Origin of the sequence: Pedobacter africanus (assembly GCF_900176535.1) — a bacterium.
Classification (GTDB): domain Bacteria; phylum Bacteroidota; class Bacteroidia; order Sphingobacteriales; family Sphingobacteriaceae; genus Pedobacter; species Pedobacter africanus.
Genome location: NZ_FWXT01000004.1, coordinates 163,075 through 179,823 on the forward strand (window position 1 = coordinate 163,075; position 16,749 = coordinate 179,823).

The following is a 16,749-nucleotide window of genomic DNA, read 5'->3' on the forward strand; positions in this document are numbered from 1 at the left end:
GATCATGAAAAAGAACATTATATTCATCCTTTGCTGTAGCGTAATGATGCTGCAGTACAGCTGCAAAAAAACACTAAGTGCTTTGCCCGAGAATGCCAAGGTAGATGCGAATACCATACTGGATCAAAAAACGGCCGAAGTAGCCTTAAAAGGTGCATATTATCTGCTTTACAATATCCCTTTTCGTGGTACCAATACCACCTGCTGGGATACCCATCAATGGCAGCCGGCCTATTATGCAGGTTACCTCACCGGTGCATCAGAAAATCCGGAAGAAGAAAACCGGTATACGGAGGCCTATACCACAAATGCGATCTGGGAAGAGTCTTACCTAACCATCAATGCCGCAAACGGCATCATCAACAGGGTCGAGATGCTGCCCGATAACAAATTTACAGGGAACCGTAAAAACGGAATTCTGGGAGAGGCCCGTTTTTTAAGGGCATATTCCCATTTTAAATTGCTGAGCTATTATGCAGAATGGTTTAAGCGTGACAGCCCGCATGGCATTTTAATACGCGACGTGCTGGCTAACCTCAGTAACATCTCTAAGGCAAAGAGCAGTGTAAAAGACAGCTATGATTTTATCCTGGCCGACCTGGATTTTGCAATTGCCAAGGCACCTGCTGACAACCCGAATTATTATGCAGGCAAATGGGCTGCAATGGCCCTGAAGATGAGGGTGCTGATGAGCAGCGGGCGGCAAACCGATTATACCAGTGTTATTGGTATTGCCAATGAACTGATCCAGAATGGCCCTTATCAGTTGGAAGCCAATCCAAAGGATATTTTCAGAAGCAAAGGCCTGAGCAGTAAAGAGGTGATAATGGGGATAAAACCCCAGCCAAATCAGGAGAACGACCCTTATAACCTGAGCATCTATTATTCTTATTATACCGCGCAGATTACCGTAGGACATGCTGCTACAAAGCAGCTCAGGGCACTGTTTACCGCAGATGATCCCCGTGGCAACTGGGTTACCGGTGCCGAGGTACCCAATAATGACAAACCGGGGTCCTGTTTTTTCAGCAAATACATTGCCGTAAATGCAAAACCTACCATTGTTTCCGAGACCTCCTATGCATTCCGTTTATCTGAAGTTTACCTGCTTAAAGCTGAAGCCATATCCCGCTCAAACGGCAGCATTACTGAGGCTAAAGATATACTTAAAAAGATCATGGGGCAGGCCGGGGTTACTGATTTTACGACCATCAGTAACATCAGTACGCATGAAGCCCTGCAGCTGGAACTGTTTTATGAAATTACGAGAAGTTTAGTAGGAGAGGACGGGCAGGAATGGATGGCATTGCTGCGCTTGCCTTTTTCTACAGTGAAGACATTAAAGCCAAGCATTACCAACCAGGCCCAGTATATTTTACCTATCCCTACCAACGAGTTTCTCACCAATCCGGCAATAGGCCCTCAAAATCCGGGATACAATAAATAAATTTTTGTTAATTTCGGTAACAATTTAAATATAAACTCATGCTTAGAAAAACACTGGTAGCAGGAATGGCATTATTTATGGTTTCCTGCGGTAATTCAAACAAAGAAGAAAAAGGTACAGGTGTTGGTAGTGTGGTGGAAGGTGTTAGTAACCTGAATAAAATGTCTAACGCTGCAGAGAAGATGGAAGAGCGTACCAATGCTTTAAAGAAAATGACCCCTTTAACCAATGAAGAGTTAAAGACGGTTGTTCCTGAAACATTGGGCGGCTTAACCAGAAAAAGCTTTAGTGCGGGTGCATTGGGTACCACCGGATTGAGCTCTATTGATGCAACCTATGGCGACGATACCAAATATGTTAAAGTTGGCGTGATGGATGGTGCCGGTGAAACCGGAAGTGCGTTGGTTTCGTTAATGGCCATGACCCTGAGCATGGACAGCGAATCGGAGTCAAACGGTACCAAAACCAAGACTACCGAGGTAAACGGAATCCGTTCTGTAACTGAAGAAACAAAAACAGATCAATCACTACACTCGTCCATTAAGTACCTGTATAAAGAAAGATACTCGATCAGCCTGGAAGGCGAAGGCTATAGCCTTTCGGAACTCGAAGGTTTTATGAAATTACTGAATACCAGTGCTTTAAAGTAGTTTACATTATTTAAGCTTTACAATAAAAAGAAACCTCATGATAAAAGCAGCCTTATGGGCTGCTTTTCTTTTTAGAATAAGGTTGCGCTATCTTTAAAACAGAAAATAATGCGTTCTCAGAGAAGACATAGGAATTTTTGTCATCCTTCATGGCAAAAGGTTCCAGTCTTCGAAGAGCAATGCTTTATTTTCAAACATTAAACATTAAACCTGAAGTGCATGATGTCCCCATCTTCCACCACATAGGTTTTTCCTTCCACCCCCAGCTTACCTGCATCCTTACAGGCATTTTCTGATCCAAGGCTGATATAGTCATTATATTTAATTACCTCGGCACGGATAAAGCCTTTTTCAAAATCGGTGTGGATAACACCAGCAGCCTGAGGTGCTGTAAATCCTTTGGTGATGGTCCAGGCCCTTACTTCCTGTACCCCTGCTGTAAAATAGGTATACAGGTCCAGCAGACGGTAAGCGGCAACAATCAGTTTGTTTACGCCCGATTCAGTTAAACCAAGGTCGGCCAGGAATTCCTGGCGTTCTTCATAACTGTCTAGTTCAGCAATTTCCGATTCTATTTTGGCGGAGATCACCAGTACTTCGGCATTGTCGTCTTTTACCGCTTCCTTAACGCGGTCTACGTAAGCATTTCCATTGATCACTGAGCCTTCATCTACGTTACATACGTACATTACAGGTTTTTGTGTCAACAGGCCGAGTTCCTGTATGTATTCGAAATCTTCGGCAGTTACTGCTGCTGAACGTGCAGATTTTCCACTTTCCAGGTGTGTTTTAATTACACTTAGTATATCGAAAGTCCTTTTGGCATCCTTGTCGGTCTTGGCCATTTTTTCTACTTTCTGGATACGTTTGGTAACGGTATCCAGATCTTTAAGCTGCAACTCAGTATCAATGATCTCTTTATCACGGATCGGATCAACTGAGCCGTCTACGTGGATCACATTACCATCGTCGAAACAACGCAATACATGGATAATAGCATTGGTAGCCCTGATGTTCCCTAAAAACTGGTTGCCCAATCCCTCACCTTTTGAAGCACCTTTTACCAGACCTGCAATGTCAACGATTTCTATGGTGTTAGGCACAATACGGTTTGGTTTCACCAGTTCGGCTAGTTTCGTCAGCCTTTCGTCTGGTACGGTAATTACCCCGATATTGGGTTCAATGGTGCAGAAAGGGAAATTAGCAGCCTGAGCTTTTGCGTTAGATAAACAGTTAAATAATGTAGATTTTCCAACATTTGGTAAACCAACTATACCACATTGTAATGCCATGAATGATTTTTTTCTTGATTTGGCGCAAAGGTATCAATTTTTTAAAAATATTTTTTATGTTTAGGGTACTTAAACCCTATTGGGTAATTATTAACAACTATGGAAAATTTTGAAGAGCGAGGGCGAGAGCCGGAGGAAGAGGTAGTACAAGAAGCGGAACAGCTGGTAGTAACAGAAGAAATCAGGAGCTATATTTATGAAACCGCAAAATGGACCAGGTTTTTATCTATCGTAGGCTTGGTTTTTTCGGCATTTCTGGCATTGATGGCTTTCAGTGCAAATGGATTAATTGAAGGGTTGGCTACGGCAGCACCCAGCAGTCCGCTGGTACAGCTGGGTACTACCTTTTTAACGGTGTATTTCTTGTGCATCTCGCTGATGCTGTTTTACCCAAGCTTTTTATTGTTTAAATATTCCAATGCAGCAAATACAGCGGTGTTGTATGCTGATCAGGAAAATTTTACAGTGGCCATGAAAAAGATGAAATCTGTGTTTAAATTCTGGGGTATTGTTACCATAGTGATCCTTGCGCTAAATGTGATCAGCGTGTTGCTGGCCATCCTGGCAAAAGTAGGTACAGCTTAATAATTCGCTGTACCATTGAGTGCAGGACTGCGCCTTTCTATGACATGTTTGAAACTTTTGATCTCTTTTTTCAGCAAGGTTTCAAAATAAGGGTTTAAGAGTTTGGCCAGTCCGAGCCCCACACCGCCTGCAGGTGGGTGATAAGAAAGCACGATCTTTAATAAAGTACTTTGCCCGTCGGCAGATGCTGCAAATTCTACCCGGCCAACGTGGTGTATAAGTGTGCCCGGGGCGGATCTCCAGCCAATCAGCCGACCAGGTTCATCCTTCACAATCTCTGCTTCCCAATCGAGGGCAAACAGGTTGCCCATTACATTTGATTTCCAGCGGGAGAGGCTTTCATCAACCATCTCTACATTTAGCAGGTGTTCAATGCTGCCGGGTAAATTGTTCAGGTTGCGCCAGTAAGCATAAACCTGGTTTGCAGGTCTTTCGATCACAAACTCGCCCCTGATGTTGATGGCGTGAGGTTTACTGGCATCGATTCCAAGTTTCTCGTAGATGAAGCACCTGCCAGTAAAAGCGCGATAGGCAAGGTAGGCACCATAAAGAAAAGTTCCCCTCAGCGGTTTTCTTATCCCACGGCTCATCAATACACCACCTAAGAGCATCGATACCATGCGTTCATTTAAGCCAATGTTCTCATAATGCTGTTTTTCGATAGAGAATTTTCCGGAATGCAGTTTGAGGTGGGTTTGTTGAGTATTCATGGTTATTTATTTTGCTGTTTTTCAATTTTTGCACTTATTGCTGCGCCAATGGTGTTGATGGTTGTTGGGTCAAGTTTTCCCCATATTTGTTCCCAGTTGCCATCTTTTTCTCTTCTTACCTGGGTAATCTGCTCATCGTTTAGCTCGCATATGAAGTATTCATCACCATCGGTAGTCTCTTGAGAATGAATTTTAATGTCTTGTAATGAGCTATTTAGCTTAATTTTTAGCTCAAAATGTGGATTGTTAAAATCTATTTTTGCCATTGTGGTATATTTTCTACAAATTGCGTTTAGATATTCAAGTCTGCGCTTGTCAAAAGGCTTTGATATTAACAGATTGCAGTAATTAATGTTTTAATTTTTAAGGCTTAACAAAAAAATCTATCCGATTTATGAGGTATGATAAAAACTATCCGGAAGTGTATATGGGTTATTTCAATTACCGTGACCCCTTTACTGATAACCTGGAAAACATTTACCAAAATCCTGTCGTAATTCCAATTTACCATATTGATCAGTTATTCAATGATCAGGCAATGGCAGCTGTAAAAAGAATGACTGAGATAGAGGGAAATCCCGATTTTAAAGAAGAGTTTGAAAGTTTAAATGCCCAGCTGACAGAACGCGATCAGCACATTTTTAAATACTTTCATTTTATTGCTGCCCAGCGGCATGTTCTGGACGAGTTAAAGATGAAATACCGTGATTTTTATGAACTGGAGCATACCCTAAAGCAATTTGAAGCCATAGGCTATGATGTCAGTAAAGCACGGGAAACCGATCTGGTAAAAAGGAAAAAAGAGTTGCTCGACTTCCAGGCCCATTTGTGCTGTCGGCAGTTCGCTTAAAGCGTTTTTTGCCTGTTATGACCTTTCACAAGGAAGGTAGACAAGGCCGCAAGTAACATAAAGCCTCCTGCAGTAATTAAAGCATAAACGGCTTGCCCGTTAAACAGGTGCTTTACCATGTACCCGCCGATAAAACCATTGACCAGCTGCGGCAGGGTAATGAAGAAGTTAAACAAGCCCATATAGATTCCCATTTTATGGGCCGGTATGGCATTGGATAAAATGGCATAGGGGGTAGTCAGTATGCTTCCCCAGGCTAATCCTACTGCTATCATCGGATAGATCAGCAATTGTACATCCTGAATGTAATAAACAGAAAGCAATCCTATTCCGGCAACAGACAAGGAAAATATGTGGGCGTTCTTTTTGCCGATAAGTTTGAACAAAGTCGGTAACAAGATGGCATATAGTGCAGAAACCACATTATAAATCCCAAAAAGGATACCTGTCCAGTTGCCTGCATCTGCATAGGCAACAGAAGAGGTATCAGCAGGAGAAAGTTTATAGACATGCTGTGCAATAGCGGGAGTGGTAAATACCCACATCGAAAACAGGGCGAACCAGGAAAAGAACTGAACTACACCAAGCCTGAGCATTACTTTGGGCATGCCTACAAAATCTTTCAGAATATGGATCAGGCCCTTTTGCTTTTCCAGCTGCTGCTCATGCGGATTAAATTCCCGGTGTTCTTCAGGTGAATATTCATTGGTGGTGCAAACCGTCCACAGCAAGGTACCCACCAGTACAAGCGCGCCGGCATAGAAGGAATAAATGACATTGTCAGGCACTTTTCCCGGCGCTGCAGTTTTAGATATGCCAAAATATTCAGCCAGTACATACGGTAAAAACGAGCCCAGGATTGCACCGGCGCCAATCAGGAAAGTCTGGACAGAAAACCCGGTGCTGCGCTGCTCCTCTGGGAGGTTGTCGGCCACCAAGGCCCTGAAAGGTTCCATGGCCACGTTAAATGAGGCATCCATAAGCATCAGCATTCCGGCCCCAATCAGCAGCGGAGGGAAGAAGAGGGTGAACAATGCTGCATTGGGCATTAATGCCAGAGAGATTGCCGCAATAATGGCCCCGCCCAGGAAATAAGGCCGTCTTCGGCCCAGTCTTGTCCAGGTATGGTCACTGTAATGCCCAATAATAGGCTGGATCAGCATACCACTAATGGGGGCGGCCAGCCAGAACAGCGAGAGGTGCTCCACATCTGCACCAAACGTCTGTAAGATGCGTGAGGCATTACCTGTTTGCAAGGCAAAACCAAATTGTATACCAAGAAAGCCAAAGCTCATGTTGAAGATCTGTGAAAAGGAAAGCTGTGGTTTTACCCGGATTTGTGGTCTTGTGTTCATACGATTTGGTTAGGATAGTATCTGGTCAGGTTAAATGAAGTACGGCGTGTTTCAGTTATTATAAATGGCCTGCAAAAAAAAGTAAAGAGCGGCTGATGTGCTTTTCCCAATAAGGCCATTCGTGCCCGCCTTCAAACTCTTCATATTGATGCGTAATTCCCTGGCTTTTCAGCTGCTCATGCAGCGTACGGTTGTGGCGCACCAGCAGGTCCTGATTCCCGCAGTCAAAACGCAGCGGTGGCACATTTGCTTTGTTTTTAAGCAGGGTTGCCAGCACACTTTCATCCGCAGAGTCTGCCTGTTGATAAGCAGACGGTGCTCTTGTGGTAAAGAAAGGCATTTGTTCCAGGCCGGTAATGGCCGAATGTGCCGAAACTGCTTTAAAAAGGGAATGGTATTTAATACCGATCCTTAAAGCACCAAAGCCGCCCATAGACAAACCGGAGATAAAGAAAACAGATTGCGCAGAAACCTGTGGCAGTACTTCCTGCAGGGCCTGCGGCACATCTGTGGCGATCCAGTTTTCAAAATCATGACCATGATGTGGCAGATAGGCAGAGCCATCTCCCCATAAACCATCCGATGGCATGGCTATGATCATATTTGGGAGCATTCCTTTATGGATCATCTCCATGGCCTGCAGGTGTACTCCCGAGCAATGGGCCCAACTCCAGGCGCTTCCATAGACGCCATGCAATAAAATCACTACGGGCAGGTTGCGCAGGTCTGTGCTGCCGGGAGGAACAAACACGCAGATGTCTCCGCGTCCGGCTAAGTTTTCTGTACCCACCGTAATGAAGCGAAGGTTGTCCCTTTCATATTTTGGGTTTGATATTTCTATGGTTCTGAATGCTGACATGTAATCTTTAAATTAATCAAATAAAATAACGCCTTTGGCATTTTTCCCCACAAGCATGTCTTCGAAAGCCCGTTTTAAATCATGGATGCTATAAGTCCGGGTAATCATTTCTTCCAGCTGTAGCAGCCCCCTGTCGTACAGGGAAACGATGGCCGGTAGGTCAATTTGTGGTCGGCATTTGCCATACAACGGATTGATGTAAACCTTATCCCATTCAAAAAGGTTCATGTCGAATGCGATTTCCTGTTCTATACCGCTCACCTGTATGGCTGTACCAGCATTTCTGACCATGGCGAGCGGCGCGGCACCAAGTTCCGGGATGGCTGTACATTCGAAAGCATAATCTGCACCCCTCCCATGGCACATTGTTTTTACTTTTTGTGCCGCCAGCAATAAACCCTTATCTGTTTTATCGGCCAGGATACTATCGGTAGCCCCAAAAGAAAGTGCCATTTTCAGTCGCTCCGGGTTAATGTCCACCGCAATGATTTTTGCAGCGCCCGAGAGCCTGGCCGCCTGAATTACGCTTAGTCCTACACCACCAGTGCCCAGTACCACTACGCTGCTGCCAGGCTTTACCTTCGCGGCATTTACCACAGAGCCATAACCGGTCATGATGCCGCAACTGATGATGCTTGCTGCAGGAAATGACATGGCTTCCGAAGTATTCAAAACTGCAGCTTCAGCCTTAACAACTGTATACTCTGCGATGGTGCCCAGGTTAAAGGAGCGTTCTATAGGTTCTCCGTTCAACCTGCTCCCTCCGGGGTGCGCATGACCGCCATTGCCGTTCCATGCTTTGCCTGTTACCGGCGAATTGTTTTCGCAGATGTGCTGGTTACCTTCATTGCATTGAAAACAATGCCCGCAGGGCATGGCCCAATTCAATATCACTTTATCGCCCGGCTTAAAGTTTGTTACTCCGGGACCTGTCTGATCTATGATACCGGCACCTTCATGACCGATGATCATTTGTTTTCCCCAGCTCAGCGAATCATAATCGGTATGGCATAAACCTGCTGCCGCTATTTTTACCCTGATTTCACCGGGGGCCGGATCATTTACCTGTATTTCAGAAATTTCAAATTCACCTTTTCCGTTGGTGATGGCTGCTTTACAATTGATGGACATTTGATATTTAATTTAAGGGGGCTTTGCCAAATAAAAAGATTAGAGGAATGGAAAGCCTTTCAGACCAGGCCTGCTCATTGTGTTTATCCTTTGGGAAGTACTGGTATTTTAGCCGGATGGCGCTGTTCCTGGAGAGTATGCGGTTCATCTGTTCGTTTGCCGGTAAAAAGTCTTTGTCCAGGTCCAATCCGCCGCAATCCAGGTAAATCCTGCTTCCGTTTAGCCGGGCAGTCCCTTTTTCGGCTTTTTCGAGCATGTGGCCATCATCAAAATAGAAGCCGCTCGACAGGCAGGCTGCTTTAGAAAATACTTCAGGGTACTGCCATACCATATAAAAAGAGATCAGTCCACCCATAGAAGAACCTATTGCAGCGGTATTGGCCTTGTCTTTCAAGGTACTGAATTCTTTATCGATAAAAGGTTTGAGTTCTGTAGCGATGAACCTGATGTAATTCATGCCCTCTGGTGTTCCGGAATATTCTACCCACCTGTCTTTGGTATTGGCAATACCCACAATGATAAACTCTTCAATTTTACCTTTTCTCATCAGGCTATCTGCCGTTTCGTCCATATGCCATTCTCCGCCCGCTCCATTGGTATGGTCAAAAATATTTTGCCCGTCGTGTGCATATAGCACTGGGTATTTTTTGTTTGGCTGTTTGAAATAAGACGGGGGCAGCCATACCACCACATTGCGGGTATATTTTAAAAGGGGACTGCTAAAATTATGGAAGTACCTTACCGTGCCGGTAATGCTGCGCTGGTAAATGTCATTCCAGCTGCTGGGCCGCAAAGTAACCAGGGTATCGTTGGATAGGGTAAGGGATGTTGCAGCCGGAATTTGTCCGTTGTTATTGTATAAGGCTTCGCGGTAATAAGAACCCCGGGTTACTTTAAAGTTAACTTTGGTATTTTTAGGAAGGCTAAGCTCCTGTACCCAGGTACTGTCGTTCAATCTGTCCATTTTTTTACTGCGCGGGTACATCCAGTTGCCCCACAGGGGCTGGTCCCCAATGATGACGAGGCTATCGCCAGCAGCCGTTTTAAACGGGGTAACTACTTTTATGCTCAATTTAACCTGCTGGGCCAAAGACGGATTGTCAAGAAAAAGCAGGCCCAGCAATAAATGCATGGTAAAGACTATAGATTTGCTCATTGATCAGGTATTCTGGTTATTTCAAAATACGGGTTAATAAGTTGTACCTACAATGCAGAAGTTGTCACAAAAGTGGGATATGTTGTCTTTTTGTTAATCAAAATAGTACCTTAGTGTTAAAAAAAGACAATGATAAGAGCAACACCAGAAATTGTTCAGCCGGCCAGCGAGCAATCTTTCCTGCTCCGGGCATTTGGCGATGAGGCTTTTAAGGCCCCATATCACTTTCATGTGGAGTATGAGCTGACTTTAATTTTAAGCGGCAAGGGGAAACGGTACATCGGAAACCATATGGCCGATTTTAAAGCTGGGGATATGGTATTGGTAGGTGCCAACCTGCCCCATTGCTGGAAACTGGTACCGGAAAAACAAAGTGATGCCAAAGCCATTGTGATACAGTTTACCGCTGATTTTCTAGGTGAACATTTTTTTGATAAACCCGAAAATGCAGCGATCCGATCGATGTTTCAGAAGGCTGTCAACGGAATCTGGTTTGATACAGAATGCTTTGCAAAGGTATATGCGGCAATTCTGGAAATGCAGCAGCAGGACAGTTTCAATACGTTGATCAGTTTCTTAAAGATACTGTACCAGCTCAGCCAGTCGCCCAAAGTGGTGTTGCTGGATAAAGAGCCGGAGGTGGTACGGCTGAGCCTGGTGGAGCAGAAGCGGATCAACCCGGTATTGGCGTATCTGGTGGACAATTTCAGAAAACAGGTTTCATTAAACGAGGCGGCGGCGCTGACCAATATGACGACCAATGCTTTTTGCAAGTATTTTAAAAAGATGACCCGGAAAACCTTTATGGAGATGGTGATCCAGTACCGGCTTAATTATGCTACCCAGCAGCTGATTGAAACTGACAAGCCTGTATCGGATATTGCATTCAGCAGTGGCTTTACCGATGTATCGCATTTTTATAAGGTCTTTAAATCGAAAATGGGGCTAAGCCCCCTGGGCTACAGAAAAAAATTCATGGTGGCGTATTGATATATTTATCTGTGTTTTTTTGATTTTTAACACATTTGGATAATATATGCCACTTTATAAGTAATTTCCTCATTTTTTTACGTTGTTGATTGGCTTTACTTTGAATCAACCAATTTTATAAAGTATGAAGACAGAAAGCACACATTTGCCAGACCTTAATGATGTAAAGCCGACAGCGCAGGATAAAATAAACGAGTTTCAGAAAAAAGGGCATACACTGATTGAACATGTGATCAGTCCGGAAGAAGCTGCTGTTTACCAGAAAGTCATCAGCAATGCAGCTACAAAATACAATGAAGAAAAGAGAAAGCTGGAAGACCGGGATACTTATGGTAAGGCGTTTTTGCAGATCATGAACCTGTGGAGGGGCGATGATGCGGTTAAGCAGTTTGTGCTGGCTAAAAGGTTTGCTAAAATTGCGGCCGATCTGCTGGGGGTAAAGAATGTAAGGCTTTACCACGATCAGGCACTTTTTAAAGAACCAGGTGGAGGCCCTACGCCATGGCACCAGGATCAGAACTATTGGCCTTTGGATACCAACAATACCATCACCATGTGGATGCCCCTGGTAGATATTCCAAATCCTGAAATGGGAATGCTCACTTTTGCTTCAGGTTCACATGTAAACGATAATGTGTTCGATTATATCATTTCTGATGAATCGGAAAATGCTTTTGAGGACCATGTAAGGGAAAAAGGTTATGAAATCTCGAGGCCTTCAGCAATGAAAGCAGGGGATGCTACCTGGCACAGGGGGTATACCATACACAATGCACCGGGTAACAGCTCGGATAAGATGCGTGAGGTAATGACCATCATTTACTTTGCCGATGGTGCAAAGGTTACTGAGCCTCAGCACAAATGGCAGGAGAACGACAGGCAGACCTGGCTGATGGGAAAAGCCCCGGGCACTGCAGCCGATTCAGAATTAAATCCCTTGCTGTTGTAAGCAGCAGGGGCGCTTTCAGCACGTTAAGGCGTTTACGAGGGCTTTGCTGCTTTCCAACGTCCTTAACGCGCTCGACGTTCTCTTTTATGTTCTCTTAGCGCTCTCCGCTCGCTAGTAATATTGCAGAAATAACCAGATATATTTATGAACGGACTTACAAGAGGCATTGCCGGTTTAATGATGATTTTCCTTTTTGGTACAGGCTGTCGGGCGCAAAAGCAAAAAGCACCGGCCGATGAAGTGATGTACCATGTATTTCAGCGAAGCTTTTACGACGCCAACGGAGACCAGCATGGTGATCTGAAAGGCCTGAGGGAAAAGCTGGGCTATCTGCAGGAACTCGGCGTTACCTCTATTTTAATGACCCCTTTGTATGAGTCTGTCTATTACCACAACTATTACTCGAGCAATTTCGATAAGATCGATCCGCGCTATGGCAGTATGAAAGATTATACAGACCTGGTAAAAGAAATCCATAAAAGAGGCATGAAGATCTATATGGATATGGAAACTCAATATGTTACCGAAGACCATCAATGGTATAAGGAGTCTTTAAATAATCCGGCTTCAAAATTTTCCGAATATATCCTGTACGATGATAAAGCGCAAAGTAAGCCTTCTTCTATTGTTTACAATATAACCGAGTTGAAAGGCTACGATGGTACTGTTCGAAAAATCACTACGGTAAACCTGAACAGCAAAGCGGTTCACGATTACAACTATAAGCTGTTTAAATTCTGGCTCGACCCGAATGGTGATGGTAAGTTTGACGATGGGGTAGACGGGTACCGCCTGGACCATATGATGGACGACCTTGATAATAAAAAGCGGCTGAGCAATCTTTTTACCACTTTCTGGGTACCACTGATCAATAAGCTGAAGCAGGTAAACCCTAAAATTACGATTATGGCCGAGCAAGCCAACTGGGGTTCTTATGGTATAGATTACCTGGAGAAGGCCGCGGTTGACCGTGTTTTTGCCTTCCGCATTCAGCAGGCCATACCTTCCTTTAATAAAGAAAAGATTGCTGCCTATGCCGATACTACTTTTTCCCGAACCCCTGCCAATAAACAGCAGATTGTGTTTATAGAGAACCACGACATTGCCAGGTTTGCCACTGTTGTTAAACAGGACCCAGGAAAAGAAAGGGTGGGCGCAGCATTGAACCTGCTGATCGGTGGAGTGCCTTCCATTTATTACGGACAGGAGATCGGCATGTTGGGCGATACCTGGTTTGGTAAGTATGGTGGCATTACCGATGCCAATGAGATCCCATCGAGGGAAGCTTTTGAATGGCACAAGAATGTCGAAGGCAAAGGCATGGCTTTCTGGTACAAAAACAGCGGGCCATGGTGGGATACCAGTACCGTGAAAAGCGGAGATGGCATTTCTTACGAAGAACAGAAAAGCGACCCATCCTCCCTATGGAATTTTTATAAACACCTTACCGGCCTGAGAAAAGAAAACCCGGCATTTATCAACGGAGTGTATAAAACCTTGAAAAATGACAATGGACAGGTTTATACCTTCAGCAGGGGGCAGGGGGCAGCTAAAGTGATTGTGGCTGTAAACCTGTCAGACCGGGAACAGCAATTTCATATAGAAAATGCCGGTGCAGGCAAGCTCAACCAGCGCTCGGGTGCAGGCACAGCAAAGCTGGATGCCGGTAGGCTGACAGCCAGCATTCCTGCGTATGGACTGCAGGTCTGGCGTATTGAAAATTAATCATACCTGTGAGTGGAGCTGTCGGTCCACGGTGCTCCGACGGGCTGCTTATGAAAAAATAAAACCAAATATAAATTAAACCTGAGTGTATGAACGTATTAACACCTTTAAAACAAGGGCTTGTGGTGCTGCTCCTTTTTACTGCAATGCTGGTAAAAGCGCAGAGCGGATCGGTGTCGGGCCGCGTACTCGATGAAACCGGTCAGGGACTACCCGGTGCTTCGGTAGTTGTTAAAGGAACAACAAGAAGCACCGCCACCGATGCAAAAGGCAATTATCAGATCAGCGGACTGCAAGGCGGTACTATAAGCTTAAGTGCCAGCTTTGTGGGGTATGTAACACTGGAAAAGAGCGTTGCAGTTTCGGGCAACAGCAGCCTCAATTTTAACCTGATGCCCGATGCCAAAGGGCTCACTGAAGTAGTGGTGATTGGCTACGGAAGCACCACCAAAAAAGCACTGACGGGGGCCGTCAGTACTGTTACCGCAAAAGACTTCCAGAAAGGGGCCATCACCTCACCCGATCAGCTCATTCAGGGTAAGGTTGCGGGGGTTACCATTGTCCCAGGTGGTGGACAGCCAGGTTCTTCGGGTACCATACGCATCAGGGGCGGTGCTTCCTTAAATGCAAGCAACAACCCTTTGTATGTAATTGATGGCATTCCCCTGAGTGGGGAAGGCATCAGTGGTGCCCCCAGCCAGCTATCGCTCATTAATCCAAATGAAATAGAGAGTTTCACTGTGCTTAAGGACGCAAATGCGACCGCAATTTATGGTTCGCGCGCTTCCAATGGCGTGATACTCATCACCACTAAAAAGGGGGGTGGCGCTGCGCCTGTGTTTAATTTCAGTACCAACAATTCGTATGCAACAGTAGCAAAAAAGGTGGATGTGTTGTCGGCCAATCAGGTGCGTGATTATGTGAACGAAAATGGACTGGCGGCTACCAAAGCATTGCTGGGCACGGCCAATACCGACTGGCAGGATGAAATCTATAGCAATGTATATGGTACGGATAACAACTTTAATCTTAGCGGCACCTTTAAAAAAGTGCCCTACCGGATATCGGCAGGATATCTGGACCAGAAGGGTTTGTTAAGAACGGACTGGCTTAAAAGGGGAACAGGCGGCATCCGCCTTACGCCTTCCCTTTTCGGTGATCATCTGAAGGTAGATTTAAACCTGAAGGGCTCCATTTCCAATTCGCGCTTTGCCAATCAGCTGGCTGTACCCAATGCCATTGCTTTCGACCCTACGCAAAATGTGCATGCCGACAATCAGTTTGGGAATTATTTTGAATGGGCAAGTGGCAATGTGCCCAATGTGGCCACACCAAGAAACCCGGTTTCCCTGCTGGAACAATACACCAACCGCGGTAAGGCCGACCGTAGTTTTGGGAACCTGCAGCTCGATTATTCCTTTCATTTTTTACCGGAGCTGCATGCCAACCTAAATATTGGTTATGATGTGGCCAAAGGCCAGGGGCAAACTGATGCGCCTGCAACAGCCGCCAGCTATTATTTAACCAAGGGATATTCCTTGGCTTACCTGGCTACCCAGCAGGACAAATTTATAGAGGCTTACCTCAATTATACCAAAACGGTAGAAAGCATCAACAGTAATTTTAACGTTACTGCCGGTTATGGTTATTACGACAACTCCAAAAAGAACTACTTTCTGCCCACCTATAATGCAGTCGGGCAGGTACAGGCAACGCCCAATTTCCCTTTTGAGATACAGCGCAATAAGCTGCTTTCCTATTACGGGCGTTTGGTATACACCCTGGCAGGTAAGTACATTTTATCGGGTACCATTCGCGCCGATGGTTCATCCAAATTTAGTCCTGATGGCCGCTGGGGTTATTTTCCTTCGGCAGCCTTTACCTGGAGGCTTAAGGATGAATCGTTCCTGAAAGACAGCAAAACGCTTTCCGACCTCAAGATCAGGCTCAGCTATGGAGAAACCGGAAATAAAGACATCCCTGTAAATTATGCCTATCTGGCCAATTATAACCTTGGGGTAGACCAGGCGCAATACCAGCTGGGCGATAACTTTTACCAGTTGTACAGCCCGCAGCCTTACGATAAAAACCTGCGCTGGGAATCTACCACTACCTATAACGCAGGACTGGACTATGGTTTCCTTGATGGCCGCATTTACGGAAGTGTAGATGTTTATTATAAAAAGACGAAAGACCTGCTGGCTACCATCGAAATCCCTATTGGCACCAATTTCAGCAACCAGCTGCTCACCAATGTAGGCAATATGGAAAACCGGGGCATCGAAGCGAGTATCAATCTGGCACTCCTCAAGAGCGAGCGCCTGAACTGGGATGTAGGCTTTAATTTCGCTTACAATAAAAACAAGGTTTCCAATTTAACGCTCAATAGGAACCCCAATTACAAACAGGTAGCCAGAGGCATTACCGGCGGAATAGACAATTATATCCAGTACCATGCAGTAGGTTTACAGCCATATGCCTTCCTGTTGTACAAACAGGTGTATGATGCTTCTGGAAAGCCTTTGGAGGGTGTTTATGAAGACCTGTCGGGCGATGGAAGGATTACCGGAGATGACCTGAGGTTTTACAAATCGCCTGCCCCGGTTTACGTGATGGGCTTTAACACCTCATTTAATTATAAGAAATGGACGCTGACTACGGTGCTGCGTTCCAATCTGGGCGCTTATATCTACGACAATGTTTCCGCTCAGTTTGGGGTAAGCCGTTTTATGATGAACGAGAAATACATCAACAATGCCGCAGCAGATATTTACAACAGCGGGTTTGTAACCAATCAGTATAAGAGCGATTATTACCTGAAAAATGCGTCCTTCCTTAAAATGGACAACCTGGGACTGAACTTCAATGCCGGTCGTTTATCCAAAAATGGTACGGCAACCTTATCCGTTTCGGCCAACTGCCAGAATGTATTTGTTGTTAGCGATTACAAAGGTATTGATCCCGAGATCTTTTCAGGCATAGATTACAATTTATACCCGAGGCCCAGAACCTATACCCTGGGTGTAAATGTTGGTTTTTAATTCAAAGCA

The 16,749-nt window shown here is 45.0% G+C and carries 15 protein-coding genes; 8 read left to right on the forward strand and 7 right to left on the reverse strand.

The window, feature by feature from the left end:
- Positions 1-4 precede the first annotated feature (4 nt).
- Both B9A91_RS20515 and B9A91_RS20520 read left to right on the forward strand, forming a co-directional pair.
- Positions 5-1,447, forward strand: coding sequence for a RagB/SusD family nutrient uptake outer membrane protein (locus B9A91_RS20515; RefSeq protein WP_159451750.1), 1,443 nt, complete (start codon positions 5-7; stop codon positions 1,445-1,447).
- A gap of 38 nt (positions 1,448-1,485) precedes the next feature.
- The gene (locus B9A91_RS20520; protein WP_084240912.1) at positions 1,486-2,097 is read left to right on the forward strand and encodes a hypothetical protein; all 612 of its coding nucleotides are present in this window, start codon (positions 1,486-1,488) and stop codon (positions 2,095-2,097) included.
- Between the two features lie 197 nt (positions 2,098-2,294).
- On the opposite strand, the gene ychF is transcribed toward B9A91_RS20520, so the two are convergent.
- Positions 2,295-3,389: a redox-regulated ATPase YchF gene (ychF, locus tag B9A91_RS20525; protein WP_084240913.1), complete on the reverse strand. Its 1,095-nt coding sequence runs from the start codon at positions 3,387-3,389 to the stop codon at positions 2,295-2,297.
- A 99-nt stretch (positions 3,390-3,488) separates the two neighbouring features.
- Between ychF and B9A91_RS20530 the strand changes: the two genes are divergently transcribed.
- A complete protein-coding gene (locus B9A91_RS20530) occupies positions 3,489-3,974 on the forward strand; it encodes a DUF5362 family protein (RefSeq protein WP_084240914.1) in 486 nt (161 codons plus the stop codon).
- On the opposite strand, the gene B9A91_RS20535 is transcribed toward B9A91_RS20530, so the two are convergent.
- Complete coding sequence (locus tag B9A91_RS20535) at positions 3,971-4,684, reverse strand: SRPBCC family protein (RefSeq protein WP_084240915.1); 714 nt, start codon at positions 4,682-4,684, stop codon at positions 3,971-3,973. The genes B9A91_RS20530 and B9A91_RS20535 overlap by 4 nt on opposite strands.
- A gap of 2 nt (positions 4,685-4,686) precedes the next feature.
- Entirely contained in the window at positions 4,687-4,950 is a 264-nt protein-coding gene (locus tag B9A91_RS20540; RefSeq protein ID WP_084240916.1) for a hypothetical protein, read from the reverse strand.
- 128 nt (positions 4,951-5,078) lie between these two features.
- Here B9A91_RS20540 and B9A91_RS20545 point away from each other — a divergent pair, with 128 nt between their 5' ends.
- A complete protein-coding gene (locus B9A91_RS20545) occupies positions 5,079-5,534 on the forward strand; it encodes a hypothetical protein (RefSeq protein WP_084240917.1) in 456 nt (151 codons plus the stop codon).
- On the opposite strand, the gene B9A91_RS20550 is transcribed toward B9A91_RS20545, so the two are convergent.
- Genes B9A91_RS20550 through B9A91_RS20565 form a run of 4 tightly spaced genes read right to left on the reverse strand, consistent with a single transcriptional unit; the run spans position 5,531 to position 10,035 of the window.
- A complete protein-coding gene (locus tag B9A91_RS20550) occupies positions 5,531-6,889 on the reverse strand; it encodes an MFS transporter (protein ID WP_200815701.1) in 1,359 nt (452 codons plus the stop codon). The genes B9A91_RS20545 and B9A91_RS20550 overlap by 4 nt on opposite strands.
- 58 nt (positions 6,890-6,947) lie before the next feature.
- A complete protein-coding gene (locus B9A91_RS20555; RefSeq protein WP_084240918.1) occupies positions 6,948-7,748 on the reverse strand; it encodes an alpha/beta hydrolase in 801 nt (266 codons plus the stop codon).
- A 12-nt stretch (positions 7,749-7,760) separates the two neighbouring features.
- Positions 7,761-8,879 (reverse strand): alcohol dehydrogenase catalytic domain-containing protein, encoded by a 1,119-nt coding sequence (locus B9A91_RS20560; RefSeq protein WP_084240919.1) that lies wholly within the window; start codon positions 8,877-8,879, stop codon positions 7,761-7,763.
- A gap of 7 nt (positions 8,880-8,886) precedes the next feature.
- Positions 8,887-10,035, reverse strand: coding sequence for an alpha/beta hydrolase-fold protein (locus tag B9A91_RS20565; RefSeq protein ID WP_084240920.1), 1,149 nt, complete (start codon positions 10,033-10,035; stop codon positions 8,887-8,889).
- A 129-nt stretch (positions 10,036-10,164) separates the two neighbouring features.
- Between B9A91_RS20565 and B9A91_RS20570 the strand changes: the two genes are divergently transcribed.
- The 4 genes from B9A91_RS20570 to B9A91_RS20585 all read left to right on the forward strand — a co-directional run bounded on the left by B9A91_RS20570 (position 10,165) and on the right by B9A91_RS20585 (position 16,740).
- On the forward strand, positions 10,165-11,025 hold the full coding sequence (locus B9A91_RS20570) for an AraC family transcriptional regulator (RefSeq protein ID WP_084240921.1): 861 nt from the start codon (positions 10,165-10,167) through the stop codon (positions 11,023-11,025).
- A gap of 124 nt (positions 11,026-11,149) precedes the next feature.
- Complete coding sequence (locus B9A91_RS20575; RefSeq protein WP_084240922.1) at positions 11,150-11,974, forward strand: phytanoyl-CoA dioxygenase family protein; 825 nt, start codon at positions 11,150-11,152, stop codon at positions 11,972-11,974.
- Positions 11,975-12,118: 144 nt separating this feature from the next.
- Entirely contained in the window at positions 12,119-13,699 is a 1,581-nt protein-coding gene (locus B9A91_RS20580) for an alpha-amylase family glycosyl hydrolase (protein WP_084240923.1), read from the forward strand.
- Positions 13,700-13,788: 89 nt separating this feature from the next.
- Positions 13,789-16,740: a SusC/RagA family TonB-linked outer membrane protein gene (locus B9A91_RS20585; RefSeq protein WP_084240924.1), complete on the forward strand. Its 2,952-nt coding sequence runs from the start codon at positions 13,789-13,791 to the stop codon at positions 16,738-16,740.
- Positions 16,741-16,749: the final 9 nt, after the last annotated feature.

What these genes read in the sequence shown, in the direction of transcription:
- B9A91_RS20515 (WP_159451750.1), top strand. Translation starts at nt 5, where the DNA reads ATGAAAAAGAACATTATATTCATCCTTTGCTGTAGCGTAATGATGCTG.
- B9A91_RS20520 (WP_084240912.1), top strand. Translation starts at nt 1,486, where the DNA reads ATGCTTAGAAAAACACTGGTAGCAGGAATGGCATTATTTATGGTTTCC.
- ychF (WP_084240913.1), bottom strand. Translation starts at nt 3,389, where the DNA reads ATGGCATTACAATGTGGTATAGTTGGTTTACCAAATGTTGGAAAATCT.
- B9A91_RS20530 (WP_084240914.1), top strand. Translation starts at nt 3,489, where the DNA reads ATGGAAAATTTTGAAGAGCGAGGGCGAGAGCCGGAGGAAGAGGTAGTA.
- B9A91_RS20535 (WP_084240915.1), bottom strand. Translation starts at nt 4,684, where the DNA reads ATGAATACTCAACAAACCCACCTCAAACTGCATTCCGGAAAATTCTCT.
- B9A91_RS20540 (WP_084240916.1), bottom strand. Translation starts at nt 4,950, where the DNA reads ATGGCAAAAATAGATTTTAACAATCCACATTTTGAGCTAAAAATTAAG.
- B9A91_RS20545 (WP_084240917.1), top strand. Translation starts at nt 5,079, where the DNA reads ATGAGGTATGATAAAAACTATCCGGAAGTGTATATGGGTTATTTCAAT.
- B9A91_RS20550 (WP_200815701.1), bottom strand. Translation starts at nt 6,889, where the DNA reads ATGAACACAAGACCACAAATCCGGGTAAAACCACAGCTTTCCTTTTCA.
- B9A91_RS20555 (WP_084240918.1), bottom strand. Translation starts at nt 7,748, where the DNA reads ATGTCAGCATTCAGAACCATAGAAATATCAAACCCAAAATATGAAAGG.
- B9A91_RS20560 (WP_084240919.1), bottom strand. Translation starts at nt 8,879, where the DNA reads ATGTCCATCAATTGTAAAGCAGCCATCACCAACGGAAAAGGTGAATTT.
- B9A91_RS20565 (WP_084240920.1), bottom strand. Translation starts at nt 10,035, where the DNA reads ATGAGCAAATCTATAGTCTTTACCATGCATTTATTGCTGGGCCTGCTT.
- B9A91_RS20570 (WP_084240921.1), top strand. Translation starts at nt 10,165, where the DNA reads ATGATAAGAGCAACACCAGAAATTGTTCAGCCGGCCAGCGAGCAATCT.
- B9A91_RS20575 (WP_084240922.1), top strand. Translation starts at nt 11,150, where the DNA reads ATGAAGACAGAAAGCACACATTTGCCAGACCTTAATGATGTAAAGCCG.
- B9A91_RS20580 (WP_084240923.1), top strand. Translation starts at nt 12,119, where the DNA reads ATGAACGGACTTACAAGAGGCATTGCCGGTTTAATGATGATTTTCCTT.
- B9A91_RS20585 (WP_084240924.1), top strand. Translation starts at nt 13,789, where the DNA reads ATGAACGTATTAACACCTTTAAAACAAGGGCTTGTGGTGCTGCTCCTT.